The sequence below is a fragment of the Jeotgalibacillus sp. R-1-5s-1 genome (assembly GCF_004405105.1).
Taxonomy (GTDB): Bacteria; Bacillota; Bacilli; order Bacillales; family Jeotgalibacillaceae; genus Jeotgalibacillus.
Genome location: NZ_SORW01000012.1, coordinates 212,483 through 239,468, shown reverse-complemented (window position 1 = coordinate 239,468; position 26,986 = coordinate 212,483). Strand labels below are relative to the sequence as shown.

Genomic DNA, 26,986 nt, shown 5'->3' with positions numbered 1-26,986 from the left:
AAAATAAGAAGGACTAAAGAATAATATTGAATCCGCTTTCAGGGACCATCTTATTAATTATTTGTAAATATTCAAAATGTTGTAGCAGTTTCGTGACAATTCTTTTAACATAAAAAGTGCTTGACTACATAAACAGGAGGGAATACGTTCATGCAAACATTCATGAAGCAAGTGTCAAGACTTGTTGTATTAGTCTTGATTTTCAGTCTTGTGGCACCATTTGCAAGCGTGACGAAAGCAGCAGAAAGCTTTACGGAAACGTTTAACAATTGGACGCAAACAGGAACGTCTTATGTCAACGGAGCATTTGAAGGAGACAACGGCGTCACTTGGACTTATACAGGAGGGAGAGCTTCAACATCGATTGATGGAAAAGGAATGATGTTCCGCGATGCGGGCAGCACCTTAACCTCTTCTGAAATTGATGGGGGAATTTCTTCTTTAACTCTTGATACGAAAGCAGATTTCACCACAACGAACCCGCGTCAGCTTGAAGTGTATGTAAACGGTGAGCTTGTGGGTACGACTGTAAATGTTGTCGCTGGCGGCAGCAAAGAAACGTTTACAGTTAAAGGGTTGGATGTTGAAGGACCGTTTGTACTTGAATTGAAGAAGGTTGGTTCAAACAGCCAATTAACAGTTGATAACATTACATGGACTTCATTTGAAGATCCGACAAAGGTATCTTCTGTGCAGGCAAGCGTTCCGGCTGGACAGGTGACGGAAGGAACAGAAGTTGCTTTCACTACTTCTACACCTGATGCAGAGATTTTAGTTGCTGTGAATGGCGGTGCTTATGAAACGTATTCCGCACCTTTTACTTTGACAGAGAACACTTCTTTCAGCGTCTATGCAACAGCTGACGGCCTGGAAGACAGCGATGTCAGAACATATGATTACAGTGTGATCTCGGAACAGGATATTTCAGATGTTCGCACGCAGCCTGTGGGCTCTCTTGTATCAACTTCCGGAGTGGCTTCAGCTGTCTTTTTCCAGGGTGGGGCAAACAATGTCTATATCCAGGAAAACGGAGCAGGGATCGTGGTTCGTACGACAGCCGATGTAGCACCTGGAGACCGCATTTCAGTTTTCGGTACACTTGGTGATTTTAACGGCCTTGCACAAATTGAAGCAGATGCTTCTAATGTAGAAGTGCTTGGTCAGGAGGAAGTACCGGCTCCTCAGGCGATTCCAGCTGAGGGATTAACAGAAGCTCAGGAAGGTACACTTGTACAAGCTTCAAATGTAAATATCACGTCCTCAGGAAGCGGTAACTTCTACGGGACAGATGAAAACGGGAATGAAATCGTCATTCGCCCAGCGACAGATCTGGCGATCGAAACAGGTCGTACGTATGAAGTCATTAATGGTGTTGTAGGAGAATTCCGCGGCACGTATCAGCTGACACCTCGCTCAGCAGACGATGTGATTTTTGATTCAAATCAGGTCCGCCCGGTAAAAGCAAATCCGGCTGGAGGTTTCATTGAAGAAGGCGGTACGGTTGAGCTTTCAACAGAAACAGAAGGAGCATCTATTTATTACACAACAGATGGTTCTGAACCGACTGTGGAAAGCACGCTTTATGAAGGTGGCGTAAGCATTACGGCTAACACAGATCTTAAAGCGATTGCTGTGAAAGATGGCATGACAACAAGTGAAGTAGCTGCATTTACGTATGTGCTTCAAAAAGATGAGATTAAGATTCATGATATTCAGTCAGAAGACCAGTTCTCACCATATGAGGGCTTATCAGTACCTGATGTAGAAGGTGTCGTTACGTATGTAGTGAACGGCAGCAGCTTCTATATGCAGTCACTGACTCCGGACGATAATCCGTCTACATCTGAAGGTATTCTTGTGTATTCACGTAACCATGGTAAATCTGTTGGAGATCACGTGAAAGTAAGCGGAACAGTACTTGAGTTTTACGTAGAAGGCTACGCAGAACGCGCTGAAACAGATCTTCCAATTACGCAAATCGAAGCAACATCCATCACAACTGAAGCGACAGGGCTTGAACTGCCGGCACCTGTTGTGATTGGTGGACCGGAAGGAATCGAAGTACCTACTGAAGTGATTGATAACGACAATCTGACTTCATTTGACCCTGAAGAAGACGGTATTGACTTCTACGAAAGCATTGAAGGAATGCTGGTTGAAGTAGCAGAGGGGACAGCGAGCGGACCTCAGAAATACGGTGAAGTTGCTGTCATCACAAATTACGGTGACGAAGTATATTCACAAGCTGGCGGCGCAATTGTAAAGCCAGGTGACTTTAACCCTGAGCGTGTATTTATCGATGTGGATGATGAAAGCTTTGTTGTTAAAACAGGTGATAAAATGACATCCGCAGCAGTTGGTGTCATGAGCTATGGATTTGGTAAGTATAAAGTACTTGTTGGCAAAGGACAAAAGCCGGTCTTTGAAGATGGCGGCCTTCAGCCTGACTCAACAACGATTGAAAATAAAGAAGATGAGCTGACGATTGCTTCTTATAATGTCGAGAACTTCTCAGCAAATCCTTCTGCAACAAGTGATGATAAGGTAAACCGTATTGCTGATTCATTTATCAATGATCTTGGATCACCTGATATTATCGGATTGACAGAAGTGCAGGATAGCAATGGCCCGACAGATGATGGAACGGTGTCTGCAAGCGAAAGCTACCAGCGCCTGATTGATGCCATTGTCGCACTTGGTGGACCAACGTATGCCTATACAGAGGTAGCACCTGAAGATAAGCAGGACGGTGGACAGCCCGGAGGAAATATCCGTAATGGATTCCTATACAATCCTGAGCGTGTTCAGCTTACTGAGGGAACAGCAGGTGGATCAACGGAAGCGATTGATTACGTAGACGGAGAGCTTACCCTGAACCCTGGACGTATTCAGCCGGAAAAATTCCCGAATACACGTAAATCCCTGGTTGCGGAATTTGAATTTAACGGTGAAGAAGTAATCGTTATTGCTAATCACCTGAATTCAAAAGGTGGGGATCAGCCTTTATTCGGTCAAAACCAGCCTCCATTCCTTGGCAGTGAAGCTGAAAGAATTGAACTGGCAACAATGATCAACGATTTTGTAAAGGATGTTCAGGCTCAGACGCCCGATGCTAACATCGTGGTGCTTGGTGATATGAACGACTTTGAATTTTCAGCTCCACTTGAAGCATTAAAAGGCGAAGAACTCACAAACCTTGTTGATGGCGTTGAAAAGTCTGAGCGTTACACATACAACTATGAAGGTAATGCGCAGGTTCTGGATCACATTCTTGTGACGAACAATCTGGCAGATCGTTCAGTATTTGATATCGTTCACATCAACTCTGATTTCATGGAAGTTCACGGACGTGCATCTGACCACGATCCACTTTTAGCACAGATTAACCTTGCGGCTGCAGAAGAAGAGCCTCAGCCGGAAGAAAAAGTAATCAACCTTGCCGATTACAAGCAGAAGACAGTGAACATCTTCGAAGACAATGTTCGCATCGTCGCTGAAAAAGGCACGAAGGTTGATAAAGTGATGGTTCGCGGAACAAATGTAAGCTTCGAAGGGGAAGGACTTGAAGACCTTGAAGTGACATTGCATGCGAAAGAAGAAGGTGCAGTGTATGACTTTGAAGGTAATGAAGTCAAAAAAGTCATCGTCCAGCATAAGAATGTTTCTGTCATCAATGGGGCGGAGAACATTCAAAAGCTCGAGCTTCGCGGAACAGCCAAGCACGCTGAACCTCAGCTGTTTGATTCCGAGGGCAACGAGATTGAATTAGGTAACGAAAAGCCTGGTAAGGGCAAAGGAAAAGGGAAGAAAGCTTCCTGATCATGAAAAACCACGCTGAAGCAGATGCTTTGGCGTGGTTTTTATTTTGAAAAAAAGCTTAGATTAGATGGCTTCATCCAGCTCATCCTCAGGTAAATTTTCCTCAAGGAGTTCGTCTTCCGTATTTATATCGGCCCCCTCATAATCATATTCCTCTTCGTAGTATTCCTCATCCTCGTAGTAGTAATTTTCTTCATAATACTCATCATCTTCATAATAGTAGTCTTCTTCGTAGTATTCCTCATCTTCGTAGTAGTAATCTTCTTCATAATACTCATCATCTTCATAATAATAGTCTTCTTCGTAGTATTCTTCATCCTCGTAGTAATAGTCTTCTTCATAGTCATACTCATTTTCATAATAGTACTCGTCCCAATAGCTGTTATCATCATACTCATAATAATAAAACTCACCGGAGGCCTCATCGTAATAATAGAAATCACCTGAATAAGGATCGTAATAATAATAAGTGTCAGTATAAGCATCATAGTAAAAGTACTCTTCGTCTTCGCTGTAATAACCGCCGTCAAAATAAAAGTCATTACTATATAAATCTTCGTAAAAATAATAACCTTCACTGTTATAAAATAAACTGTTAATAGCCTCTTCAGACATTGGATTTGCAACCCAGCCATTAATGAGGTCCATCACTTTAAACATCGGGATGCTAAACCCTATCGTCGCTTCTTCGCCATGCCTTGCTGAATTCACACCAATTACTTTTTCTGATTGCTGATCAAGCAAAGGGCCGCCGCTGCTGCCTGGCGCGATGGGTGCAGAAATTTGATATATATTTTCATAGACATGAGGTGATATGGTAAATGTCCGGTCAACGCCACTGATATTTCCGAGTGTTGCAGTATTCTCATATCCGTGAGGACTTCCCAAAGCAATAACCTCATCGCCCAGCTCTGATTTTTTTTCTATTTCAAGAGCAAATGGAGTTAATCCTGCCAACTCAGGTACTCTGATTACTGCTAAATCAATTTCATTACTATAACCGATTACGTAACCTTCGGATTCGTATCCATCATGACTTTTAATCAAAGCGTATGTACTTCCCTCTACAACGTGAGCGTTTGTCAATACATCGCCATATTCATTAATGAGGAATCCGGATCCCTGACTGTTGTTGCTATAAATGGTGTATACCTTTTTCTGGGCATCTTCAATTATGTCAGCGACTTCCCGTTCAGTATTACCATGGCCGGGATTGATGGTTTCCTTAATAGAATTCGCAGTTACGGGTTCATCCGTCTTATCTATAATCGGCTTTGATGCTTTTTCAACCTGTATTTCTGTATTTACTGAAGGGCGATCATCCTGAAATGTCAGCCACTTGGAACCGGCAAAATACAGCGCAGAAGAAGCAACCAGTACCATTAGAATAGTTAATATCATTAATACTGGATTTGTTTTTGATGTGCCGGGTTTTCCACAATGAGGACAAAACTTGGATCTGGAGGTCTTTTCACCTCCACAATTCGAACAAAACATACGTATGCCTCCCCTTTTAATAAGTAATAGTTATATTATACTATTAAATGATCCTAAAGATACAATTAAATTTAAAAATTTTACATTTAATAAAAGTGGTGTTGAGATGAAGGAGTAATGAGGGAATAAATGAAAATAGTGAAGGAATCCTGAGAGGCAGTGAAGGAATTGAAAGGGTCAATTGAAGGGAATATCAGTTGGCGGTGACCTAGTGAAGGAATTAATTTTCAGAAAGAAGGTAATGAACTTTGAAAAGAGGGGATAAATTGCTCAAACGATTGAAATAGTCACGGCAATGATGGAATTAGAAAGATAAGCCGGATTTACAGTTTAGTCGTTCACATTCCCAAAGGCTCCAACCACAATTTGTTTACTATTAAAATCTTAAAGGCAGCAACCCCCAAAACAAAAAACAGGACACCAAGTGCCCTGTTTCCTCACCGAAATGCCTCAGCAATCAGCTCGTATGAACGCTTTTTCGCTTCATGTGAAAAATGTTCGTAATCAATAGGAAATCATCCGCTTCATACCTCCGGCTCAGCTCCACCAGATCATCTCTGATTTTCTCCGGTGTCCCAATGAGTGTCCGGCGCCGGTTATGCCTGATTTGAGCCAGTTGATCAGAAGGAAGTTTAATTGAATCGGGATCATAAACCTGTGAGTCGCCTTTTTCAATACTTAACAGCCATCGATCCTGACTCAGCGCCAGTCTCTCAGCTTCTTCCTGTGTCTCTGCACATACGACAAATACGCACACTGTCACAGCGGGTTCCGATAATACACCTGATTTAAAGTTTTCCCGATATGTGCGGAGAGTGGATTCCCATTTGTCGGGGTTAATGAAATGGCCGAATGTTAAGCCGATTCCGCGTTCTGCAGCCAACCGTCCACTTCGTGGTGAAAGGCCGAGCAGCCAGATGGGAGGGGACTCACCACCGCGGGGGGTTACCTTCACCATTCGATAAGGGTGATTTTTCGGAAGCTCATTTCTCATAAAGCCATTCAGCTCATCCAAATGTCTAGGAAACTCACTCATCATGCTTTCCCGTCCATCAGTTAAGGCTGCTCTCGTCCGCTCTGTTCCGCCTGGAGAACGGCCTACGCCAAGGTCCACACGGCCGGGAAATAATGACTCCATTGTTTTAAAGGTTTCAGCTACTTTAAGCGGGCTGTACTGAGGGAGCAGAATACCGCCTGAACCCACTCTAATATGGTCAGTTGCTGATGCGATCCTGGTCATTAAAATCTCAGGAGCGGCACTCAGTAAACCGTTTGTATTATGATGTTCAGCTAACCAGTATCTCTCGTAACCAAGCTTTTCAGCAAACTGGGCGAGCTCAACTGTTTGCTTTAGCACCTGTGATGGATCGGATCCTTTCGGCATCGGAACCTGATCCAGTATTCCAAGCTTCATACACATCTGCCTCCTGATGTTTTGCTCCTTTTATTATGGCATGATGTGCTATCCAATTCAGTCATTGTGCTCATTCAGAAGTATCAGGGCACTGTACAGTCTGAAACAGTCGAGTGCATTTTTTGAGTTGAGTCCTGTCATGGAATCAATCTTCTGCAGGCGTGCCATCACGGTTGCCCGCTGAATCTTAAGGGTATGTGCGGTCTTTGAAATGATAAAGTCATGATGAATATACGCCATAAATGTCTCAATCAGATCAGGGTAGTCCCTTAATGTTTTCGCCGTATTCTTGGTGAATAACTGAAGCATATCAGGCTCAGCCTGGCGTAACAGTGTTTGCAGTGTCAGATCCTTCGGGGTGCAGAACAGGTTCGCTGCATCGACTCTGTGATCCAGAAGCTTTCTTGCAATGGAATAATGGGTACGATAATCATGAAGGGAAGCCTTCTCCAGTGTTGTGGAGAATGGACAGCTCATATCTTTAGCCATTGCAATAAAAGGCTCAGTGCGGGTAAGCAGCGCAATACCCTCTTCTGAACGGATTTGCGCAGTTAACAGGCAAAAGGGAGAATGATCAAGAGCCTGACGCACTTTGGGAAATTCACTTGCCTGAGAGCACCTGAAAACGATTAGAAAAGTCTCCTGATCTACTGGAATAGACAAGAGTCTGGCTTTATCAGCAGCTTCACTTTCCGTCATTCTGCCGCTAAAGAGATCAATAAAAAAGTAATCAAGAATCCGTTTTTGTCTCTCAAGCTCAGTCTGCAGGGCCTGCTGTTGAATAAGCAGCTCTATGTGAGACTTAACCATGGAGGCAAATGGGCGAACCTCCGCCACTTCCCCGGTGATACCAATCACGCCAATACACTCGCCGTTTACAACAAGGGGCATATTAATTCCTTTAAGAGTCCCCGGCATGGTTTGATCAGTAATTTCAATTGTTTTATTTTCATGAAGCACGAGAAGAGCGCCTTGATGCAACTGATCAAGGCGCTTTGGATCACCGCTGGCAAGAACGCGGCCATTGTGATCGAAAATATTAATATTGTAGGGAATAACCTTCATTGTATCTGAAACAATTTTTTGAGCGATTTCTTTCGTGTAAAGCATTCCCACCGCATCCTTTACTTATCCGAATATCAAGTAAAGGATAAACGTCATTGTAAACGCTGTCAAACCCTGCAGCAGCGTAGCCATGGTTTGTGCTTTGTAAGCGTCGGTAACTTTCATTCCGCTAAACTGGGCCACAACCCAGAAATAACTGTCATTCACATGAGAAACCGTCATCGCTCCGGCACCTATCGCCATAACCGTCAGAGCAAGCTGTACAGGTGTTTCGATTCCCAGGGAAGGGAGAAGCGGTGCAATGAGAGCTGAAGTAACGACAAGAGCAGCTGTCGATGATCCTTGTGCTGTTTTTAACGCAGCAGCAATCAGGAAAGGCAGGATTAAGACAAATGCACCGTTAAAAGCACTGTCTGTTACGAATCCTTCAATAAAGTCAGACAGTGGTGTATTCGTTAAAACACGTCCGAACGCACCGCCTGCTGCTGTAATCAGCAGGATTGGTGCCGCTGTTTTTAAGCCTTCTCCAATCCAGTCATTTAGCGTTGTTTCATCAAACTTTGGCATAAGTAAAAAGCTGAATAAAACACCTACAAATAATGCAACCATTGGTGAACCAAGGAATGCCGCAAATGAGCTGCCAAAGCCTTCATACTGCAAAATGCTCAGAACAGAAGAGATAGCAATTAAGATAATTGGTACAAGCAGAGGAGCGAATGCCTTCCAGGCAGGGGGAAGATCACCGAATTCCTTTAAGACATCATCATAGGAAAGGTTATGCTCCTCACCCTCAATTTTAATATTGACCGCTACACGCGTTGCCCAGAGATAGCCTACCGCAATCGTTGGAATCGAAACGATGACCCCAAATAAAATAATGGTGCCTAAGAACCCTTCAGCCCCAAGGTTCCCTGCTGCTGCGATCGGCCCAGGTGTCGGGGGAACAAGAGTATGAGTAGCAAATAGCCCTGTTGATAGTGCAACAGCCATGGATGCGAGCGCTACATTAGCCCGGCGTGCCATAGCTTTTTTCAGGCTGGATAAAATGACATATCCTGAATCACAGAAAACAGGGATACTGACAATGGCGCCAACGAGTGACATAGCAAGCTGAGGCCGTTTTTCCCCAATTCTGCGTATAATAACCTCAGCCATTTTCAATGCGGCACCGGATTTTTCAAGAACAGTCCCAATGATGGTTCCTGCAACGATGACAATCCCGATCCCGCCCATCAGGCTGCCAAATCCTCCGTTGATTGATTCAACAATCAATTCAAATGGCATAAGAGATAAGAACCCTGCAATAAATGAAGCGAACATTAGGGCTAAAAATGGATGAAGCTTAAGCTTTGCTGTGGCAAAAATAATAAACAGAACGGATAAAATGAGTACAGCAATTAATAATGGACCTTCCAGCATAAATAGCTCCTCCTTACAATCTCATATTAATCAGTTTGGCAATTTCTCTTGAGCGTTTAACGGTTAAATCATGTGCGTGCTCTATTGCATAATCGAGCGTGCATGGAGAGTGCGTGATCGAAAAACTCGCAGTAAAACATTCAGTCAGTTTTTCAGCGTCCGGGTCGATCCCACCGGAAATAAGAATGACTGGCTTCTTTTCAGCTGCTGCAAGCTCTGCCACATAATGAGGGACTTTTCCATAAAGGGTCTGATTATCACTTTTTCCTTCTCCAGTGATCACCAGGTCAGCGTGTCTAATGGCTTCAGGCAGGTTCAGGGCCCGGCCAATTACTTTTGCGCCCTGTTCGAATTTTGCGCCGATCGACAGAAGCGCAAACCCGAGTCCGCCTGCTGCCCCGCTTCCTGAAATGTGAATATAAGATTCGGAAACGAGGGAGGCAAAGTGATGCATCCATGTATCAATCACATGAATATCTTCAGAAGGGACACCCTTTTGAGGCCCAAACACAGCGGTTGCACCTTGACTTCCCGTTAGAGGATTATTAACATCTGACGCAATCACGATTTCCGTACTTGCGATCCGGTGGTCAAGCGTTGCTAAATCAACAGCCTGGAGCAATGGAAGATCCTTCAGACGAACGGGTCCGTGAAACTGTCCATCTACTTTAAAGGTTGCGCCTAAGGCTTCGAGCATACCTGCGCCTCCGTCATTTACTGCGCTGCCTCCAAGCCCGATTGTGATCCTGGAGCAGCCTGCATCCAGCGCAGCTTTGATTAATTCTCCAACGCCATAGCTTGTTGAATAAAGCGGATTTAATTGATCTGCCGTAAAATCAGTGATGCCGACTGCGGACGCAGATTCGATGAAGGCATCCTCACCATTAATTAGGAGGGCAGCCTCCTTTTGATAGCCGTATGCATTTTTCACGCGGATTGTAGTTAATGGACGATCCAGCACATATTTAAAAGAAGAAAGTGTTCCCTCTCCACCATCCGACATGGGGAATAGAGAAAAGGAAGCGCTTTCAAATATGGTTGAAAAACCTTCTTGTACCGCTCTTGCTGCTTCAATGGCCGTCAAACTTCCTTTGAACGAATCCGGTGCAATGACAATCTTCAACGATATCCCTCCTTCATAAAGGCTATTTTAAAGTCTTAAACAAAAGAGATGAATAATCAAAATGGTCAAATTTTCAGAAAATAAGAGTGTTTAATTGAACAAATTGTATATGTGGAAAGGAAAGATGATCCAATTAATGATTATTTAGTCTGGCGTGGCGGGATTTCACTTGACAAATTAAGAAATTTATTATCCAAAAGGGATTCTTCCCTTGCATTTACCCTCCAACCTCTCGTACAATGAAGGATGAATGTCATTTTTGAAATGAGGGTAATCATGAAAACTTCCATTTATGGATTAACGTTGGAGCAACTTGTTGCCTGGCTTTTGGAACATGGTCAAAAGAAGTTTCGTGCAGAACAGATTTGGGACTGGCTTTATCGAAAGAGAGTCACAAGCTTTGATGATATGAAGAACATTAATAAGGAGTGCCGCGACATTCTCGCAGAAAACTTTGTAATCGAAACACTGGATCTGCAGATTCGTCAGGACTCTAAAGACGGAACCGTTAAGTTTCTGTTTAAGCTGCAGGACGGTAACCTGATTGAGACGGTCCTTATGCGCCAGAAATACGGTCAGTCTGTCTGTGTAACGACACAGGTTGGGTGTAACATCGGCTGTACGTTCTGTGCAAGTGGTTTGCTGAAGAAGAGCCGTGACCTTGACAGCGGAGAAATCGTTGAGCAGATCATGCGCGTTCAGAAGTATATGGATGAAAAAGGCGAGGGAGACCGCGTCAGTCATATCGTTGTGATGGGAATCGGAGAACCGTTCGATAACTATGATAACCTGATGAGCTTCCTTCGTGTTGTTAACTCAGCAAAAGGTCTCGGTATCGGAGCGCGTCACATTACGGTTTCAACGAGTGGTCTTGCAAATCGTATTTACGACTTTGCCGATGAAGATCTTCAGGTGAATCTTGCGCTTTCTCTTCATGCGCCAAATGATGAGCTTCGTACACGCATTATGAAGATCAACCGTGCGTATCCGATTGAACCGCTTATGAAGGCAATTGACTATTACTTGGAGAAAACCAACCGTCGTATTACGTTTGAGTATATCCTTCTAAAAGATGTGAATGATCACGTAGAAGAAGCGCAGCAGCTTGCAAAAATGCTGTACAACAAGCGTCATCTTGCCTACGTCAACCTGATTCCTTACAACCCGGTTGATGAGCACATCCAGTATGAGCGCAGTACGCAGGATGATATTATGAAGTTTTACGATACGCTGAAAAAAGGCGGTATCAACTGTGTTGTGCGTCAAGAACACGGTACAGATATTGATGCAGCCTGCGGTCAGCTGCGAAGCAAACAAATCAAGAAATCAGCTGTGTAAAGACAAAAACTGGAGTTTTCTCTCCAGTTTTTTCTTTTTGTTTGTAAAGTGATTCTAAAGTGCTGTATAATAATATTGTGACATTATACCTATATGGGGGTGTGGAAGTGGAGTTGTTGCTATTATCAGTCTCGGTGGTACTTACAGCAGTGGTATTAAACGTTGTTCGTTTTTATGTAAGCGGGTACATGAACAGGTGGTTGTTTATTTTATCAACGGTGTGGATTGCTGTTATGGATCGGGTTCTGATGAATGAGCCGTCCACTTCATGGTTAATGATGCTAATCATTGCAGCCTCTGTAGTCAGTTTTCATTTAACGGGTGCGTGGATGAGTGTTGTTTTATGTTCAATGGTCCTGTGGACAATAACAAATGATTTTAACCCTGTTTTATACTCAAGTTATCTTTTATTTGGCTTAGGCATTTATTCAATCAGATTGTATGTCAGGAAGCTGAGGCTGCAGCGTGATCAGTGGCTCGACATGCTGACTGTTAATTCAAAGCAGTTAAATGTCACAAAAGAAGTCAGTCAGGCTATGCAGCAGACCTTCGAAGTCAAACGCCTGCTTGAGACGATCATTACGTCTATGACTGCAGGACATGGTCTCGGCTATAACCGTGCCATGATCTTTCTGTTAAGTGAAGATGGAAAAAGGCTCAAAGGTATCATGGGGACCGGTCCGATTACAGCAGAAGAAGGATACGATATTTGGCAGGATATGACGGAAAAGCGCTTTGAATTCACCGACTTAATTGAACAGACAATGGAAGATAAGGCATCAGACCGCCAGCTGAATGATTATGTTCAAACGCTGGATCTGCCACTGGATCAGGATAACGTGCTATCAAGGGTGATCAAATCAGGACAACCAGAACTCATACATAATATTAATTTTAACGATCCGGTTATGGCGCTTTTAAGTGCAGAGCTGAACGTGGAAGAATTTGCTGCGATTCCACTCATAAATCAGCGAGTGAAATCGGGTCTTGTTTTAGTAGATAATCTTGTTAACAAAAAGCCGCTAAGCATGAATGACATAGATATCATTACACCTCTGGCTACGCAGGCCGCAATTGCTCTGCAACAGGCATCAAGGTATGAAAATATTGAACAGATGGCTCTGAAGGACGGTTTGACGAATCTCCTGAACCAGCGTGCGTTTCAGCAGGCACTTGACGTGGATTTCGCCCATCGCCCATGTTCAATTGTTCTATTGGATATAGACCACTTTAAACATTACAACGATACAAATGGCCATATGCTGGGGAATGATGTGCTCGTTCAACTGGCAGACCTGATCCGGTCAACCATTCGTTCCAATGATCTTGCTTTCCGTTTCGGTGGAGAGGAATTTGTCATAATTCTGCCGACAGCGAATGAACAAAAGGCAATAGCAGCAGCTGAACGCTTGAGAAGCAATGTAGAAAAAGAGAATTTTCCTTGCGGAGAAAATCAGCCTGGGGGATGTCTGACTGTCAGCATTGGCGTGGCCCGTTCAGATGGAACAGTTGACCCGATGGAGATCGTGGAACTTGCAGATCAGGCACTATATCAGGCGAAAAATTCAGGTAAAAACTGTGTAGCAGTATGGCAGGAGGCTTGAGATGAATTCCTTTTCCTTGTTAGTTCAAATTATCTTATTTGTTTTCTTTTTTCTTTTTACTACCCGGCCGCTTTATTTATATTCTTTAAAAGTAAAAGCAGGCAGAGAGGCAAAGAAATTAGGGCTGGATTTACCGAGTTTGACGTACTCTTATGAGCAAATGGTTTTTTTTACAGCCCTTCCGAGTCACCTGCCTCAGCTTAAGGAAGCCCGAATGGATCATGTAAAACTGAAGCTTGATTATCATTCTCTCTTTTTCCCCCGCTTTAAAGGGGTGAAAGTGATGGTGGAACATGAAGAGTTTGCGCCTTATGTTCTTGCTTATTTACCGATTAAGGGATTCAGGCTGCCGTCACTTGACCGTCTGGAGGGGGGAGGGCTGCTTGATGCAGACCGGTATTTAATCATCAGCTCTTACATTGCCAGTCATCCGTCAACAAAAAAAGAGATTCAGCGCGAAGTGTTCAGAAGACTGCAATTTGAATCTGCTGCGGAACATGTTTACGATTTATAATAAGGTGAGATGCAGGATGCAGAGGAGGCCCACAGCATGAACGACTACAAACTAAGAATCAAAACGGGTGATCTTCTGGAGCTTGTCAGTTCCTCACCGCACCACAATCGTTATGAAGCAACACCTTATGAAGCACTTGAGACGCTTGCAGAAGAAGTAGATCTGCAGGATGTAGCAGGCATCGTTGATTACGGCTGCGGGAAAGGAAGGGTTTCGTTTTACCTTCACCATCGATTCGGTGTCAATGTGATGGGTATTGAACTTAACCCCAGACTTTATCAGATGGCGCTTGAGAATCAGGCTTCTTATCTCCGGAAATTCGGAAAACGTAAAGGAAGCATTCAGTTTGAACGCGGATTGGCAGAAGATTATGAAGTGAGAAAGGATCAGTCCATGTTTTATTTCTTTAACCCTTTCTCAGTCCAGCTTTTTTCTTCGGTTGTGAGCCGGATTATGGCATCTGTCAGTCAGTCACCGCGAAAAGTGAGCATCATTTTGTACTACCCAACGATGGAATACCTGGATTTCCTTGATGATCAGACGCCATTTCAGCTTATGAGGGAACTCAAAATACCCATTCTTTCAGAGCAAAATGAGCACGAACGGTTTATGATTTACGACTATCACCCAATAAGTGATTAAAGGCGAAGGACTCTTTATCAGATCCCTTCGCCTTTAAATTTGCCCCGATTAAAACGGATTCGTTGCCCAAACCTGTGATGTTTTAATGAACGTGCGCTGTTCAAGCTTTAGCAGACTTGTGATATACTCCGCAAGATCCTCTGCCTGCGTGTACTTTTCCGGGTTCCGTTCTCCGTCTGCGCCTCTCGTCAGGTCTGTTTCGACTAGGCTTGGATTGATTGCAAATACACGGATGTTGTGAGGCCGGACTTCCTGCATAAGTGATTCTGTTAGTCCATTTACGGCAAATTTAGAAGCGCTGTAAGCACTTGATCCCTTTGTACCTTTGAGACCTGACATAGAAGAAATATTGATAATATCCCCTTTGTTTCTATCAATCATGCCGGGTAAAAGAGCTTTTGTTGTGTACACGATTCCCATTACATTTGTCTGAAGCACTTTATTCCAATCTTCATTTGATAAGTCCAGGAAGTTCCCGTAAGCTCCGACCCCGGCATTATTAATTAACACGTCAATCTGACCAAGCTTATCTTCCACTTCTTTGACAGCCCGTGTGATATCCTGCTCCTGGCTGACATCCGCTGCAGCTGTTACCACAGCCGCGCCAATTTCATTAAGCTCTTTTCTGATGGCTTCAAGGCTGCTTTCTGAGCGTGAAATAATGCCGAGCTCTGCCCCTTCCTTAGCAAGTGCGAGTGCTGTTGCCTTTCCAATTCCTCTGCTGCCACCGGTGATCAGAACCTTTTTACCTTGTAAAGACTGCACAAACATCATCCTTTCTTTCTGTCTACCGTATGTATTCACGCTGACGGACAATCGAAAACATCGCATTTGATATCCTGATTTTGTATAATGACTGTGTGAGGTGAAAAGATGAAAAAGTTTTTAACCGGTTTATTGCTGCTGACGGTCTTTTTAGGCGCAGGCGGCTATGCAATCTATTACTTCGGAACAGAAATGGCGGCCGATCAGGTCGTAGAGTCCGTTACAGCAGACATGAAAGTCTCAGGTGAAATGAGTCAGGTGCGTGAGTACATCGAAGCGGATCCGGTTTTATCAACGTATGTTGAAGAAGCTAAAGCGGCACAAAATGATGAGCTTGCTTTCACGACCCGTGCTGAGGCGACGAGAGTGCTGATCCAGAAGGTAGGTATTTCTGAGATGCGCAGCATTCAGGAGAATGCTCAATCGGGAAACCTGTCCGAGCAGGAAGTGATTCAAAAGCTTGAGGAGAATCTTTCTGAAGAAGAACTAAAGGCCTTAAAAGTGTTGATGTATAAAGAGATTTACGGAGAATAACCGGAGCCGACCAGCCCCGGTTTTTTTTATGTTTCATTCGCAGTATAGTATACTCAGGCTTTGCGATTACTTCCCGCCGAGGATATCAAACAGTCCTCCCGCAGCACTGCCTTCACCCTTTGAACCACCATTATGTGGCATTGCAGAGAATACGCGGCTTGCCAGGCGGCTGAATGGCAGGGATTGTACCCATACGGTTCCCGGTCCCTGAAGTGTGGCAAGAAATAGACCTTCCCCTCCAAACAATGCAGTCTTAACACCTTTAACCATCTCAATGTTATAATCCACATCTCCCGTCATGGCAACAAGGCATCCGGTATCCAGACGAACGCGTTCTCCCGGAGCCAGCACTTTTTTGTGGATGGTTCCGCCTGCATGAATAAAGGTCATTCCGTCTCCTTCGAGTTTTTGCATAATGAAGCCCTCGCCTCCAAAAAAGCCGGTGCCAATTCTTCTCTGAAATTCAACACCAACTGAAACGCCCTTTGCTGCTGCCAAGAAGGCATCCTTTTGACAAATCAGCTTGCCGTTGATTTCACTTAAATCCATCGGCACAATTTTCCCCGGGTAAGGAGAAGCAAAGCTGACGTGCTTTTTCCCCATTCCTTCGTTTGTAAAAGCAGTCATAAATAGGCTTTCTCCGGTCAGTACGCGTTTGCCGGCTCCAATCAGTTTGCCCATCAGGCCGCCACCGCCGGAATTGGATCCATCACCAAAAATCGTTTCCATCGTAATCCCATCGTCCATCATCATTAAGCTCCCGGCTTCAGCAATGACGGTTTCATTCGGATCAAGCTCCACCTCAACAAATTGCATATCATCCCCATACAGCTTGTAATCAATCTCATGATTATTCATCCCACTTTCACTCCTTTACCCTTTTTTACTATGATACCTTATTTGGCAGAAGAAACTGACAGAATTTTCTGCTACACTGAATAAAAGAGGAACTCAGCTTTAAACTAAGCTCGAATAGGGGGGATTCATTGAAGAGGTATATCACCGTTCTGATGATTTCATTTGCTGTAGTTTTTGCGATTTCTGCTTTACTTGTGAATTACACTTTTATGGAGTGGGCTTTTACGGGAATTGTGATGTTCGCGTTGTCACTATTCGTCTTTGCATCAGGTGGCACATCTCTGATGGCAGAAGCAGAAGTAATGAAGACAAGTTGGGGACACTATTCTCCAAAGCTTGAAAAGGTAGGGCACTTTATGAATCCTATTGTGGTTGCATCCGGAATCAACTTAATTGTATGTTTCATTATTTTTTATCTCTAATCGGTTGAGGGTGGTCAGAATGAAATCAATTCACCAGATTATGCAGATGATTGGACGGCTTGATACACATATAGCGGATGATTTTGAAGGTCAGGATCTGGACTTTAAGCAATGGGGACAGAAGACTGAAGACAATATCCGAAAGATGGTGGAGTATGCGATCTGTATGGCAAACGGAGGCGGAGGTAGCGTTGTGTTTGGTATAGCAGATCGTGTCAGGGGGCATGGTAAAACCATATTAGGCGTACCTGAAAACCTGGACGTGGAAAGCTTCGCCACCCGTGTCAGAGAAGAAACGGTCCCACCGCTTGAACCTGAGTTTGATTTAATTGAACTGAATCATGGGACAGGTCAGCTGCTCGTGATGACCGTTGATGGAAAAGGAGGCCCTTACCGGTTCTCAAATGGTAAGTCAGTCATCCGGCGCGGGAAGGAATGTTTGACGGTTGAAGCAGAAGACCTGTAAGCTTTTTTAAAACAGATGAAAGGGGAATGAGCATGAAAGCTGTCTATCACGAAGGAAAAGCAGGAATGGAAGGACTTACATACGGTGAGCTTGATGCGCCACCACTAAAAGCAGGAGAGGTGCGCGTGAAGCTTAAAACAGCAGGACTGAATCACCGCGACTTATTTGTCCTGCATCGCCATAGCCCATCCGACCCGCCACTTGTAGTCGGATCCGATGGAGCGGGCGTTATTGAAGAGGTCGGAGAAGGCGTAACGGATGTGCAGACAGGGGATGAAGTCATCATTAATCCGGGTCTTGGCTGGAAAGATAACAGTGCTGCACCTCCGGAGGGCTTTGAAATTGTTGGTTTGCCGTTCCACGGAACTTTTGCAGAATCCATCGTCGTCCCGGCTGAAAATGCAGTGAAAAAACCTGCCCATTTATCATGGGAGGAAGCAGGTGTTCTGGCATTGGCCGGTCTCACCGCCTATCGCGCCCTGTTTACAAGAGGTCAACTGAAGGAGGGAATGAATGTACTGATTCCCGGAATCGGAAGCGGTGTCGCAACTTTCCTTCTGCAATTCGCTAAAGCTGCCGGAGCAACCGTGTATGTCACGTCACGTTCTGAGGAAAAGCGACAAAAAGCACTTGAGCTTGGAGCAGACCATGCACTCGACAGCGGATCTGACTGGGACGGGGAGCTTGATGGTCTGAAGATGGACCTGGTCATTGAATGCGTAGGAGCTGCAACCTTCAATAAGTCACTGAAACAGCTTAAAAAAGGCGGGACCATCGTAACGTTTGGCGCATCAGCAGGTGATGAAGTCACCATCAACCTGCGCGAGCTGTTCTACGGTCAGCAAAATCTGCTAGGCTCCACCATGGGAAGCGCAGAAGAACTGGACCAGATGATTGCGTTTATTGAGGAGCATGGCATCAAGCCGGTTATGGATCAAGTGTATCCGCTAAATGATTTCAAGGCCGCATTTGAGCGGATTGATAAAGCGGAGCAACTTGGAAAAATCGCATTTACGATTGAATAATATGAGAATCCGGCCTGGGAGCCGGATTCTTTTTTATGTGGTAGGAATGGTTCGTAAGATTTTGTGGCTGTTTCGCAGGATTTTGGGATCGTTTCGCAAAATACGTACATTCTTTCGGATAATTTTGAGACCGTTTCGTAAGATAGTTACGCCCTTTCTCAAAGTTGTGAGAATAGCCCTGCCTATTAAGCACTGAAATTTTTACTTATTTAAAAAACAATATACCCCCCGCACCATCCTGAAGTATGATAGAATAGTATATAGAAAGAAAATTCTGAATATAGGAGAGGTGGATGGTGATGGCAGATGAAACCTCACTGGAAACGAAGGCGATTTTTATTAGCGGGGCTTCTGAGTCTGTGTTTAATGTTTACGGCAGGATATGTGTATCAACCGGCTGCTGATATCGACCTGGAAGGAATGGTAGCAGTAGCTCATAGAGGAGCGGCCAGTTATGCACCTGAAAATACAATGGCTGCTTTCCAAAAAGGCCTGGAGTTTGGAGCAGATTTTCTGGAAGCGGATGTTCACATGTCTAAGGACGGTGAATTGATCATCATGCATGATGAATCCGTTGACCGAACGACCAACGGCAGCGGTTTAATCAGAGATCTGACGTTGGAACAGATTAAAGAGCTCGAAGCAGGCTCACATTTTCACCCTGACTTTTTTGGAGAGCCCGTCATGACGCTGGATGAACTATTGGAAGCCTTTTATGGACAAATCGGTCTGGTGATTGAGATTAAACACCCCGCGCTTTATCCAGGCATAGAAGAGAAGGTTGTGGAACTCCTCTCCCAATATCCCTCTACAGAAAGTATCATCGTACAATCCTTTGATATTGACACAATGAAACGCATCCATGAACTGGACCCGGATTTACAGATTGCCGTTCTCATGAAAGCCTCATTTGTCCCGGTATCACCTGGTAAGCTGGATGAACTGACGTCATTTGCTGATTATATTAATTTCAATATTTCATTTGTCACGCGCCGCACGGTAAATGAAGTACATGAACGTGACGGAAAAGTGCTTGTATGGTCGAAAAAAGATAAGAGACTGATTCAAAAAGCAGTTTTGTATGGCGTAGATGGCATTATTACGGACTTTTCAAGATGGCCGGTTGAGCCTGAGATTCAGGTGGCGGAGGAGTAACGTGAGGTTAGGCTGAGAGTTTGTGAGGTTAGATGTGGAATTCGTGAGGTTGTGGGATGGATTTGTGAGTTTAGCTTAAGAGTTTGTGAGCTTGCGCGAAAGTTCGTGAGTTCAGTGACATTTGGACTATCTCGCGCAGCAACTTAGTAGCCGGCTATCCCCCCTACCCGCGTGTATGGTACGCAGACTGGCTTGTCCGCGTTAATTCAAAATAAAAAAATAAAAACCCAATCTCCACCCCAAAACAAAACCAGCTGAGAGCCCTGCTCTCAGCTGGTTTCATTTACACAAGTACTTTCTCAATATCTCCGCCGATCTCAGCCGGCTCAATCGCAGGTTCATATCGCGCTTCAACGTGTCCATCACGGTTGATCAGGAATTTGGTGAAATTCCATTTGATTTCCCCGCCGTTTTCATCCTTCAGAAAGTTAAACAGTGGTTCAGCATGATCTCCGTTCACATCCACTTTTGCCATAAGCGGAAAGGTTACCCCGTAATTTACTTCGCAGAATTCAGTTGTTTCCTGAATATCCTCGAATTCCTGGTTGGCAAATTGGCTGCATGGGAAACCGAGCACAGTTAATCCTTCAGCGGAATATTTTTGGTGCAACTCCTGGAGCCCTTTAAATTGTGGTGTATATCCGCATTTGCTGGCTGTGTTGACAATCAGCAGTGGTTTTCCCTTGTAGGCGTCCAGGGAAATCAGGTCTCCGTTTGTTTTTCGTACTGCGAAATCATATACCGTATTCATATGTAGTCCCTCCGTTTTCTTTTTATCGTACCATGTTTCAGCGCAGATCGCTTTTTACGTGCTTTGATTGGATAAAGGATTTCTCATCCTTTTCTAATAATTCTCTCAGGAGGCTTTCAGATTAGTCAATTATGATGTGATTAATCGTTAAAAGCGATCAGATCGATTTCGGAAGGGGTTCCGGAGAGAAGGAGGAGAAGAGTATGGCCATTGAGATCTTCAGCAGGCGCGAGCAAAAATACTTAATTACGAAGCAGCAATACTTATCTTTAGTGGAAAAAATGTCGCCATATATGCGGGCAGACAAAAATGGGATTGATGGGCGTTATACGGTGACAAGTCTTTATTTTGATACGCCTGAGCAGCGGATATATTTTGAGACAAAAAATAAACTCCGTTTCAGACAGAAGCTGCGTCTGCGTATTTACGATGATACGGATATTGATGGAACATCGTTTTTTGAAGTGAAGCAAAAGCACAATAATGTTGTGAATAAACGGAGGATGGTGCTGCCGCTTAAAGATGCTTACCGGTATCTGGAGAGAAGAAGTCTCCAGTCATTGAGCGATGTTCAAACGTCGAACTGGCAGGTGTTTAAAGAGATTGACCATTTTAAGAAGCTGTACCGGCTGCGTCCGGAAATGGTTGTAAGTTACGACCGGCATGCTTTTCACTGTACGTGGGATGCGGATCTCCGAGTGACATTTGATTTGAATCTTCGATGCAGGAATGATGATTTGCGAATTGAGCATGGACCTCACGGCGCTCATTTTATCGATTCTGACCTCGTCGTGCTCGAAGTGAAGGTCACGCACAGTGTGCCTCTTTGGCTGACGAGACTATTACAGGAGCTTGAGTGTGAACAGCGGAGCGCCTCGAAATTCTGTACGAGCCTTGAACTGTTAAAAGGAGACCGGATTCCGGGGTATTGGACGAGAGAAACGACACAAATTGGAGGGGTTTCATCATGATGGATCAGATTAATCAGCTATTTACGTTTGGACCGGCAGACAATGCTTCCTTCTGGATGACATTTGGTGCAATGGCATCAGCTGCAGCGTTAAGCTATCAGATTACGTTCACAGGAGAGCGTTATTCACAGGCGTTTGTGCATACGATCATCATGATGAGTGTGGTCGTTTCTGTTGTGATGAATGTGGTAAGTGGGAATGCAGGTGTTGCGTTTGGACTGTTTGCGGTATTTTCTTTAATCCGTTTCAGAAGTGCTGTGACAAACGCGAAGGATATTGCGTACATCTTTTTTGGGCTCTGCGTCGGGATGACGTGCGGCCTATACCAGATCGGACTAGCCCTTATGCTGACGGTATTTGCGAGTATTATTTTCTATCTTTTATATAAATTTGATTACGGTAAAGGGAAGGATACGCAGATTCTCAAAGTAACCGTTCCTGAAAATCTGAATCATGAAGAGATGTTCAATGACATTCTTGCAAAATATACACACCGTTATGAGCTGAGGCAGATTGAGACAACGAATCTTGGAACGATGATTCAGTATACTTTTTCCATTCGCAGTAAAGAGGAAACGAAGGATCAGGAATTGCTTGATCAGCTGAGAGAAAAAAATGCCAATTTGAAAGTTTCACTGTCCTATCTGCAGGCTGCAGAATAACAGGATCAACCAGTTCCTTTCCACATTAAGGCAGAAGTCTTTGTGGAGGGGAGCTGTTTTTTGTTCTGAAAAATGATTTTTTATAAAAAATTCTACTTTTTTCTGAATTTCTTATCCTATTTAATAAAAACCTTATAAAATCAATGAATCTAACGCCGTCATGGAAGATAAAAAGCCTTAAATGATAGCGTTTTCATTCATAAAAATAAATAAAGATGCAAGAAAATTTGTTATCAGAATTTTATGTGAATGCAATTTTCATGATATACTAGTTCGAAAATGAAAGTATGTACGGGCGTATGACCCTCTTCACGATGTTGAAGAACGACTTTCACATTTTAAAAAAGAGAGGGGACGTTTTGATGAAGAAGACTGGTTATCCTGTTCCGCAGGGTTTATATAACCCTGAGCAGGAACATGAAGCTTGTGGTATTGGGATGATTGCCAATATCAATGGGGAAAAGACACATAATATTGTCCAGAATGCCATTAATATCCTCTGTAACCTCGAGCACCGTGGAGGACAGTCAGCTGATACGAGCACCGGTGATGGAGCCGGAATCCTGACTCAAATCCCGCATCGCTTTTTTCAAAAACAATGTGAAAAAGAGAACATATTCCTCCCGAATGAAGGCGAATACGGCGTCGGGATGGTTTTTTTACCTAAAGAGCATGAAACACGCATGAAGAGTAAAGAGTTGATTGAGCAGATTATTGCCGAAGAAGGTCAGGAGTTTCTTGGCTGGAGACCGGTACCGCTGAATGACTCTTTTGTCGGTAAAGTGGCAACGAAAACAAAGCCGGCCATCAGACAGGTATTTATTAAAGGTGACGAGTCGCTGAAAGACAGGATGGATTTTGAACGTAAGCTGTTTGTCATCAGAAGAAGAATCGAACGCGAGCTTACGATCATGGAAGGCTTTGAAGACATCTACGTGTGCAGCTTATCAACACAAACGATCGTCTACAAAGGTATGCTTGTCCCCGAACAGCTGGATTCCTTCTACATTGACTTAAATCATCCCGATTTCAAATCCGCATTAGCACTTGTACACTCTCGCTTTAGTACCAACACCTTCCCAAGCTGGAAGCGATCCCACCCGAACCGTTACACCATTCATAACGGGGAATTTAATACACTCCGCGGAAACGTGAACTGGATGAGGGCACGCGAGAAGCTGTGTAAGTCTGAATATTTTGATGAGAAAGATATTGAGAAGATTCTGCCGGTTATTGATGATGATGGCAGTGATTCTTCGATGTTTGATAATGCCTTTGAATTCCTGCATTTATCAGGGCGCTCACTGGCGCATACTGCAATGATGATGGTGCCTGAGCCGTGGTCCAATGATAAGACGATCCGCGAGGAAAAGCGTGATTTTTATCAATATCACAGTACGTTAATGGAACCATGGGATGGTCCCGCTGCATTAGTGTTCACAAATGGTACGCAGATCGGTGCGTGTCTTGATAGAAATGGACTGCGTCCAGCACGTTACTATGTCACAAAGAGTGGCATGATTGTGCTTGGATCAGAGGTTGGAGCACTTGATATTTTTGCGGATGATATCGAATACAAGGAGCGTCTGGCACCAGGTAAGATTCTGCTTGTAGACCTTGAAAAAGGAACAATTATTCCGGATGAAGAAGTGAAGCTTCAGATTGCAGCTGAGCAGCCTTATAAAGAGTGGCTGACAAATCTGCAAAATTTGGAGGATCTGCCTGCGCCAACTGAGCATGCACCTGCGATTTCAGGAGAAGAGCTTGTAGATCAGCAGCTCGCATTTGGTTATACGCGAGAGGAATTAAATAAAATTATTAAGCCGCTCGTGTCAGAAGGCAAAGACCCGGTCGGTTCAATGGGCTATGATTCACCCATTGCGGTCCTGTCTAAAAAGCCGCAGCTTTTATATAACTATTTCAAGCAGCTGTTTGCACAGGTCACAAACCCTGCCCTCGATGCTATTCGTGAGGAATTAATCACGATGGTGGAGACAACGATTGGAGCAGAAGGCAACCTGGTGGATCCGGGTCCTGAAAGCTGCCGTAAAATCCGGATTGAAAAGCCGATTTTAAATAATACACAGCTTGAAACGCTGCGACAGCAAAACGTTCAAGGTTTTGCACCCGTCACGCTTTCTACCCTGTTTGATGCAAAGGAAGGCAGTCTCGAGCCTGCTCTTGAGGCCATTTTTGAAAAAGCAGATCAAGCTGTAGCTGAAGGTAAAGTTCTGATCATTCTCTCAGACCGTGGTGTATCAAGCACGCAGGCTGCCATTCCTGCCCTGCTCGCGGTTTCCGGACTGCATCACCACCTGATCCGTCAGGGAACGCGTACGAAGGTCAGCATCCTGATCGAATCTGGAGAACCACGTGAAGTGCACCACTTTGCTGCGTTATTAGGATACGGTGCAGAAGCGATCAACCCTTATTTGGCGTTTGAAACGGTTCGGGATCTGATTGCACGCGATGAGATTACAGATAAGACATTTGATGAGGCAGTTGAAAGCTACATCAACGCTGCAACAGATGGTGTCATTAAGGTACTTTCGAAGATTGGTATTTCGACCATTCAGAGTTACCGCGGAGCCCAGATTTTTGAGGCGTTCGGTATCCATCCTGAAGTTGTGGATAAATACTTTACCCGTACACCATCCCGTATTGGCGGAATCAAGATGGATACGATTGAAAAAGAAGTGTTAATGCGTCATGAGCAAGCTTATCGCGAGAATCGCGGAGGCAGCCGTGCGCTTGAAACAGGTGATGAATATCAGTACCGTGCTAAAGGGGAGGACCATACGTATAACCCGAGCACGATTCACACGCTTCAGCACGCCTGCCGTTCAAATGACTATGACGTTTTTAAGAAATATTCAAAGCTTTTAACAGACGAAAAAGCGAACCTGCAGTCATTAAAAGGATTGCTGCGCTTTAAGAAGGGTCACTCGATCCCTCTTGATGAAGTAGAATCGATTGAATCAATCTGCCGCCGTTTCAAAACGGGTGCCATGTCTTATGGTGCCATCTCTCAGGAGGCGCACGAAGCGCTTGCTATTGCGATGAACCGTATCGGCGGACGAAGTAACTCAGGTGAAGGTGGAGAATCACCAGACCGTTTTACTCCTGACTCAAATGGGGATTCCCGCCGCAGTTCCATCAAGCAGGTGGCATCCGGCCGTTTTGGTGTAACGAGTCATTACCTGGTGAATGCAGATGAAATTCAGATTAAGGTTGCACAGGGAGCGAAGCCGGGTGAAGGTGGACACCTTCCTGGTAAGAAGGTATATCCATGGATCGCGGAAGTGCGTGGATCTACAACAGGTGTGGAACTGATTTCACCACCACCTCACCATGATATTTATTCCATTGAGGATCTGGCTGAACTGATTCACAACCTGAAAAACGCCAACCCAAGTGCAAGAATCAGCGTAAAGCTCGTTTCAGCAGTAGGGGTAGGAACAATCGCTGCCGGTGTTGCGAAAGGACGTGCAGATCTGATCCTCATCAGTGGTTACGATGGCGGTACGGGTGCAGCTCCACGTACGAGTCTGAAACACGCGGGGCTTCCGTGGGAAATCGGGCTTGCAGAAACGCACCAGACGCTATTGTTAAACGGATTACGTGACCGTATCGTCGTTGAAACAGACGGAAAAATGATGACGGGCCGCGATGTTGTGATGGCAGCGCTGCTTGGTGCTGAAGAATACGGCTTCTCAACTGCACCACTTGTTGTACTTGGCTGTATTATGATGCGCGTGTGTCATCTGGATACGTGTCCGGTTGGGGTTGCGACACAAAACCCTGAGCTCCGTAAGAAATTCACGGGAGATGCTGAACACGTAGCGAACTTCATGCGCTTTATCGCCATGGAAACACGTGAAATCATGGCTGAGCTTGGCTTCAGAACGATCAATGAGATGATTGGACGTACTGATTTCCTTGAGCGTAACCCTGATATTGATCACTGGAAAGCAGCTGATATCGACTTCTCAGCACTGCTTTATTCACCGGACCTTCCGGAAAAAGTAGGCCGCTATCACCAGCAGGATCAGGATCATGGACTTGAAAAAACACTTGATTATCAGGAGCTTATTCCTGTTGCCCGTAAAGCGATTGAAAAAGGGGAAAAAGTATCCTTCACAACGGCCATCCGTAACATTAACCGCGTAACCGGTTCAATGCTTGGCAGTGAAATTACGCGTCGTTACGGGGCGGAGGGGCTGCCTGAAGATACTGTGAACCTGACGTTTAAAGGATCTGCCGGTCAGAGCTTTGGCGCATTTATTCCAAAGGGAATGACACTCCGGCTCGTCGGGGACGCCAACGATTTCGTCGGAAAAGGACTATCCGGCGGTAAGATTATTGTGCACCCGGATCCGGTTGTCACCTTCCCGCCTGAAAAGAATATTATCATCGGAAACGTTGCCTTTTATGGTGCGTCAGATGGTGAAGCCTATATTCACGGTGTTGCGGGTGAACGCTTCTGTGTTCGTAACAGTGGTGTAGATGTCGTGGTAGAAGGAGTAGGCGATCATGCCTGCGAATATATGACTGGCGGTACGGTTGTCGTGCTTGGCGAGACTGGCCGGAACTTTGCAGCGGGTATGTCGGGTGGAGTTGCTTACGTCTTTGACGAGAGCGGCACATTCAGAGAGCGCTGTAACGAAGAGCTGGTTCTCGTAGAAAAACTGACAGATGAAGCGGAAATGAAGGACGTATTCAACATGATCCAAAAACATGTCGATTATACAGACAGCGGTCACGGAAAACGAATCCTGACTTATTGGGAAACGTACTCTGAAAACTTCGTCCGCGTTATTCCGAAGGCCTATCTCAAGATCAATACGCGTATTAACGAACTGATTCAAAGCGGTGCCTCTAAAGAAGAAGCTGAAATGGCAGCATTTGAAGAGAGCAAACGTCCGCTTGTTACTCAATAAAC

At 44.6% G+C, this 26,986-nt stretch carries 21 protein-coding genes; 13 read left to right on the top strand and 8 right to left on the bottom strand.

Features of this window, described 5'->3' with window-relative positions; genetic code table 11:
• The first annotated feature begins 150 nt into the window (after positions 1 to 150).
• Positions 151 to 3,819, top strand: a complete 3,669-nt coding sequence (locus E2491_RS06385; protein ID WP_134374092.1) for a chitobiase/beta-hexosaminidase C-terminal domain-containing protein — start codon at positions 151 to 153, stop codon at positions 3,817 to 3,819.
• Between the two features lie 63 nt (positions 3,820 to 3,882).
• On the opposite strand, the gene E2491_RS06380 is transcribed toward E2491_RS06385, so the two are convergent.
• The 5 genes from E2491_RS06380 to E2491_RS06360 all read right to left on the bottom strand — a co-directional run bounded on the left by E2491_RS06380 (position 3,883) and on the right by E2491_RS06360 (position 10,337).
• Positions 3,883 to 5,316 (bottom strand): trypsin-like peptidase domain-containing protein, encoded by a 1,434-nt coding sequence (locus E2491_RS06380; RefSeq protein WP_134374090.1) that lies wholly within the window; start codon positions 5,314 to 5,316, stop codon positions 3,883 to 3,885.
• A 457-nt stretch (positions 5,317 to 5,773) separates the two neighbouring features.
• Positions 5,774 to 6,730: an LLM class flavin-dependent oxidoreductase gene (locus E2491_RS06375; RefSeq protein WP_134374088.1), complete on the bottom strand. Its 957-nt coding sequence runs from the start codon at positions 6,728 to 6,730 to the stop codon at positions 5,774 to 5,776.
• A gap of 57 nt (positions 6,731 to 6,787) precedes the next feature.
• Positions 6,788 to 7,840 carry a CdaR family transcriptional regulator gene (locus E2491_RS06370; protein ID WP_134374086.1) on the bottom strand — a complete coding sequence of 351 codons (1,053 nt, stop codon included), beginning with the start codon at positions 7,838 to 7,840 and terminating at the stop codon, positions 6,788 to 6,790.
• Positions 7,841 to 7,858: 18 nt separating this feature from the next.
• On the bottom strand, positions 7,859 to 9,214 hold the full coding sequence (locus E2491_RS06365) for a GntP family permease (RefSeq protein WP_134374084.1): 1,356 nt from the start codon (positions 9,212 to 9,214) through the stop codon (positions 7,859 to 7,861).
• 13 nt (positions 9,215 to 9,227) lie between these two features.
• Positions 9,228 to 10,337 carry a glycerate kinase gene (locus E2491_RS06360; RefSeq protein WP_166805805.1) on the bottom strand — a complete coding sequence of 370 codons (1,110 nt, stop codon included), beginning with the start codon at positions 10,335 to 10,337 and terminating at the stop codon, positions 9,228 to 9,230.
• Between the two features lie 273 nt (positions 10,338 to 10,610).
• Between E2491_RS06360 and rlmN the strand changes: the two genes are divergently transcribed.
• From rlmN to E2491_RS06340, 4 genes are all read left to right on the top strand, one after another.
• Positions 10,611 to 11,675 carry a dual-specificity RNA methyltransferase RlmN gene (gene rlmN / locus E2491_RS06355; protein WP_134374369.1) on the top strand — a complete coding sequence of 355 codons (1,065 nt, stop codon included), beginning with the start codon at positions 10,611 to 10,613 and terminating at the stop codon, positions 11,673 to 11,675.
• Positions 11,676 to 11,782: 107 nt separating this feature from the next.
• Positions 11,783 to 13,279 (top strand): sensor domain-containing diguanylate cyclase, encoded by a 1,497-nt coding sequence (locus E2491_RS06350; protein ID WP_134374080.1) that lies wholly within the window; start codon positions 11,783 to 11,785, stop codon positions 13,277 to 13,279.
• 1 nt (position 13,280) lies between these two features.
• Entirely contained in the window at positions 13,281 to 13,793 is a 513-nt protein-coding gene (locus E2491_RS06345) for a hypothetical protein (RefSeq protein ID WP_134374078.1), read from the top strand.
• A 36-nt stretch (positions 13,794 to 13,829) separates the two neighbouring features.
• The gene (locus E2491_RS06340; protein WP_134374076.1) at positions 13,830 to 14,435 is read left to right on the top strand and encodes an SAM-dependent methyltransferase; all 606 of its coding nucleotides are present in this window, start codon (positions 13,830 to 13,832) and stop codon (positions 14,433 to 14,435) included.
• Positions 14,436 to 14,483: 48 nt separating this feature from the next.
• On the opposite strand, the gene E2491_RS06335 is transcribed toward E2491_RS06340, so the two are convergent.
• The gene (locus E2491_RS06335; protein ID WP_244093900.1) at positions 14,484 to 15,200 is read right to left on the bottom strand and encodes a 3-ketoacyl-ACP reductase; all 717 of its coding nucleotides are present in this window, start codon (positions 15,198 to 15,200) and stop codon (positions 14,484 to 14,486) included.
• Between the two features lie 108 nt (positions 15,201 to 15,308).
• On the opposite strand from E2491_RS06335, the gene E2491_RS06330 reads away from it, so the two are divergent.
• A complete protein-coding gene (locus E2491_RS06330; RefSeq protein ID WP_134374072.1) occupies positions 15,309 to 15,734 on the top strand; it encodes a hypothetical protein in 426 nt (141 codons plus the stop codon).
• 66 nt (positions 15,735 to 15,800) lie between these two features.
• Here E2491_RS06330 and E2491_RS06325 read toward each other — a convergent pair whose 3' ends face one another.
• On the bottom strand, positions 15,801 to 16,592 hold the full coding sequence (locus E2491_RS06325) for a TIGR00266 family protein (RefSeq protein ID WP_134374070.1): 792 nt from the start codon (positions 16,590 to 16,592) through the stop codon (positions 15,801 to 15,803).
• A gap of 128 nt (positions 16,593 to 16,720) precedes the next feature.
• Here E2491_RS06325 and E2491_RS06320 point away from each other — a divergent pair, with 128 nt between their 5' ends.
• The 4 genes from E2491_RS06320 to E2491_RS06305 all read left to right on the top strand — a co-directional run bounded on the left by E2491_RS06320 (position 16,721) and on the right by E2491_RS06305 (position 19,660).
• Positions 16,721 to 17,014 (top strand): hypothetical protein, encoded by a 294-nt coding sequence (locus E2491_RS06320; protein WP_134374068.1) that lies wholly within the window; start codon positions 16,721 to 16,723, stop codon positions 17,012 to 17,014.
• Positions 17,015 to 17,033: 19 nt separating this feature from the next.
• Positions 17,034 to 17,480 (top strand): ATP-binding protein, encoded by a 447-nt coding sequence (locus tag E2491_RS06315; protein WP_134374066.1) that lies wholly within the window; start codon positions 17,034 to 17,036, stop codon positions 17,478 to 17,480.
• Between the two features lie 32 nt (positions 17,481 to 17,512).
• Complete coding sequence (locus E2491_RS06310) at positions 17,513 to 18,505, top strand: zinc-binding dehydrogenase (RefSeq protein ID WP_134374064.1); 993 nt, start codon at positions 17,513 to 17,515, stop codon at positions 18,503 to 18,505.
• A 366-nt stretch (positions 18,506 to 18,871) separates the two neighbouring features.
• Complete coding sequence (locus E2491_RS06305) at positions 18,872 to 19,660, top strand: glycerophosphodiester phosphodiesterase (RefSeq protein WP_166805804.1); 789 nt, start codon at positions 18,872 to 18,874, stop codon at positions 19,658 to 19,660.
• A 283-nt stretch (positions 19,661 to 19,943) separates the two neighbouring features.
• On the opposite strand, the gene E2491_RS06300 is transcribed toward E2491_RS06305, so the two are convergent.
• On the bottom strand, positions 19,944 to 20,411 hold the full coding sequence (locus tag E2491_RS06300) for a glutathione peroxidase (RefSeq protein WP_134374060.1): 468 nt from the start codon (positions 20,409 to 20,411) through the stop codon (positions 19,944 to 19,946).
• A 203-nt stretch (positions 20,412 to 20,614) separates the two neighbouring features.
• Between E2491_RS06300 and E2491_RS06295 the strand changes: the two genes are divergently transcribed.
• The 3 genes from E2491_RS06295 to gltB all read left to right on the top strand — a co-directional run bounded on the left by E2491_RS06295 (position 20,615) and on the right by gltB (position 26,984).
• Positions 20,615 to 21,382 carry a polyphosphate polymerase domain-containing protein gene (locus E2491_RS06295; protein WP_134374058.1) on the top strand — a complete coding sequence of 256 codons (768 nt, stop codon included), beginning with the start codon at positions 20,615 to 20,617 and terminating at the stop codon, positions 21,380 to 21,382.
• Entirely contained in the window at positions 21,379 to 22,044 is a 666-nt protein-coding gene (locus E2491_RS06290) for a DUF4956 domain-containing protein (protein WP_244093899.1), read from the top strand. The genes E2491_RS06295 and E2491_RS06290 overlap by 4 nt, the downstream gene beginning before the upstream one ends.
• Before the next feature lie 362 nt (positions 22,045 to 22,406).
• Positions 22,407 to 26,984, top strand: a complete 4,578-nt coding sequence (gene gltB, locus E2491_RS06285) for a glutamate synthase large subunit (RefSeq protein WP_134374056.1) — start codon at positions 22,407 to 22,409, stop codon at positions 26,982 to 26,984.
• Positions 26,985 to 26,986 lie beyond the last annotated feature (2 nt).

Coding starts and splice junctions, on each gene's coding strand:
- E2491_RS06325 (WP_134374070.1), bottom strand. CDS start 16,592: ATGAATAATCATGAGATTGATTACAAGCTGTATGGGGATGATATGCAA.
- E2491_RS06340 (WP_134374076.1), top strand. CDS start 13,830: ATGAACGACTACAAACTAAGAATCAAAACGGGTGATCTTCTGGAGCTT.
- E2491_RS06305 (WP_166805804.1), top strand. CDS start 18,872: ATGTTTACGGCAGGATATGTGTATCAACCGGCTGCTGATATCGACCTG.
- E2491_RS06300 (WP_134374060.1), bottom strand. CDS start 20,411: ATGAATACGGTATATGATTTCGCAGTACGAAAAACAAACGGAGACCTG.
- E2491_RS06385 (WP_134374092.1), top strand. CDS start 151: ATGCAAACATTCATGAAGCAAGTGTCAAGACTTGTTGTATTAGTCTTG.
- E2491_RS06315 (WP_134374066.1), top strand. CDS start 17,034: ATGAAATCAATTCACCAGATTATGCAGATGATTGGACGGCTTGATACA.
- E2491_RS06310 (WP_134374064.1), top strand. CDS start 17,513: ATGAAAGCTGTCTATCACGAAGGAAAAGCAGGAATGGAAGGACTTACA.
- E2491_RS06330 (WP_134374072.1), top strand. CDS start 15,309: ATGAAAAAGTTTTTAACCGGTTTATTGCTGCTGACGGTCTTTTTAGGC.
- gltB (WP_134374056.1), top strand. CDS start 22,407: ATGAAGAAGACTGGTTATCCTGTTCCGCAGGGTTTATATAACCCTGAG.
- E2491_RS06380 (WP_134374090.1), bottom strand. CDS start 5,316: ATGTTTTGTTCGAATTGTGGAGGTGAAAAGACCTCCAGATCCAAGTTT.
- E2491_RS06370 (WP_134374086.1), bottom strand. CDS start 7,840: ATGCTTTACACGAAAGAAATCGCTCAAAAAATTGTTTCAGATACAATG.
- E2491_RS06375 (WP_134374088.1), bottom strand. CDS start 6,730: ATGAAGCTTGGAATACTGGATCAGGTTCCGATGCCGAAAGGATCCGAT.
- E2491_RS06290 (WP_244093899.1), top strand. CDS start 21,379: ATGATGGATCAGATTAATCAGCTATTTACGTTTGGACCGGCAGACAAT.
- E2491_RS06295 (WP_134374058.1), top strand. CDS start 20,615: ATGGCCATTGAGATCTTCAGCAGGCGCGAGCAAAAATACTTAATTACG.
- E2491_RS06345 (WP_134374078.1), top strand. CDS start 13,281: ATGAATTCCTTTTCCTTGTTAGTTCAAATTATCTTATTTGTTTTCTTT.
- E2491_RS06365 (WP_134374084.1), bottom strand. CDS start 9,214: ATGCTGGAAGGTCCATTATTAATTGCTGTACTCATTTTATCCGTTCTG.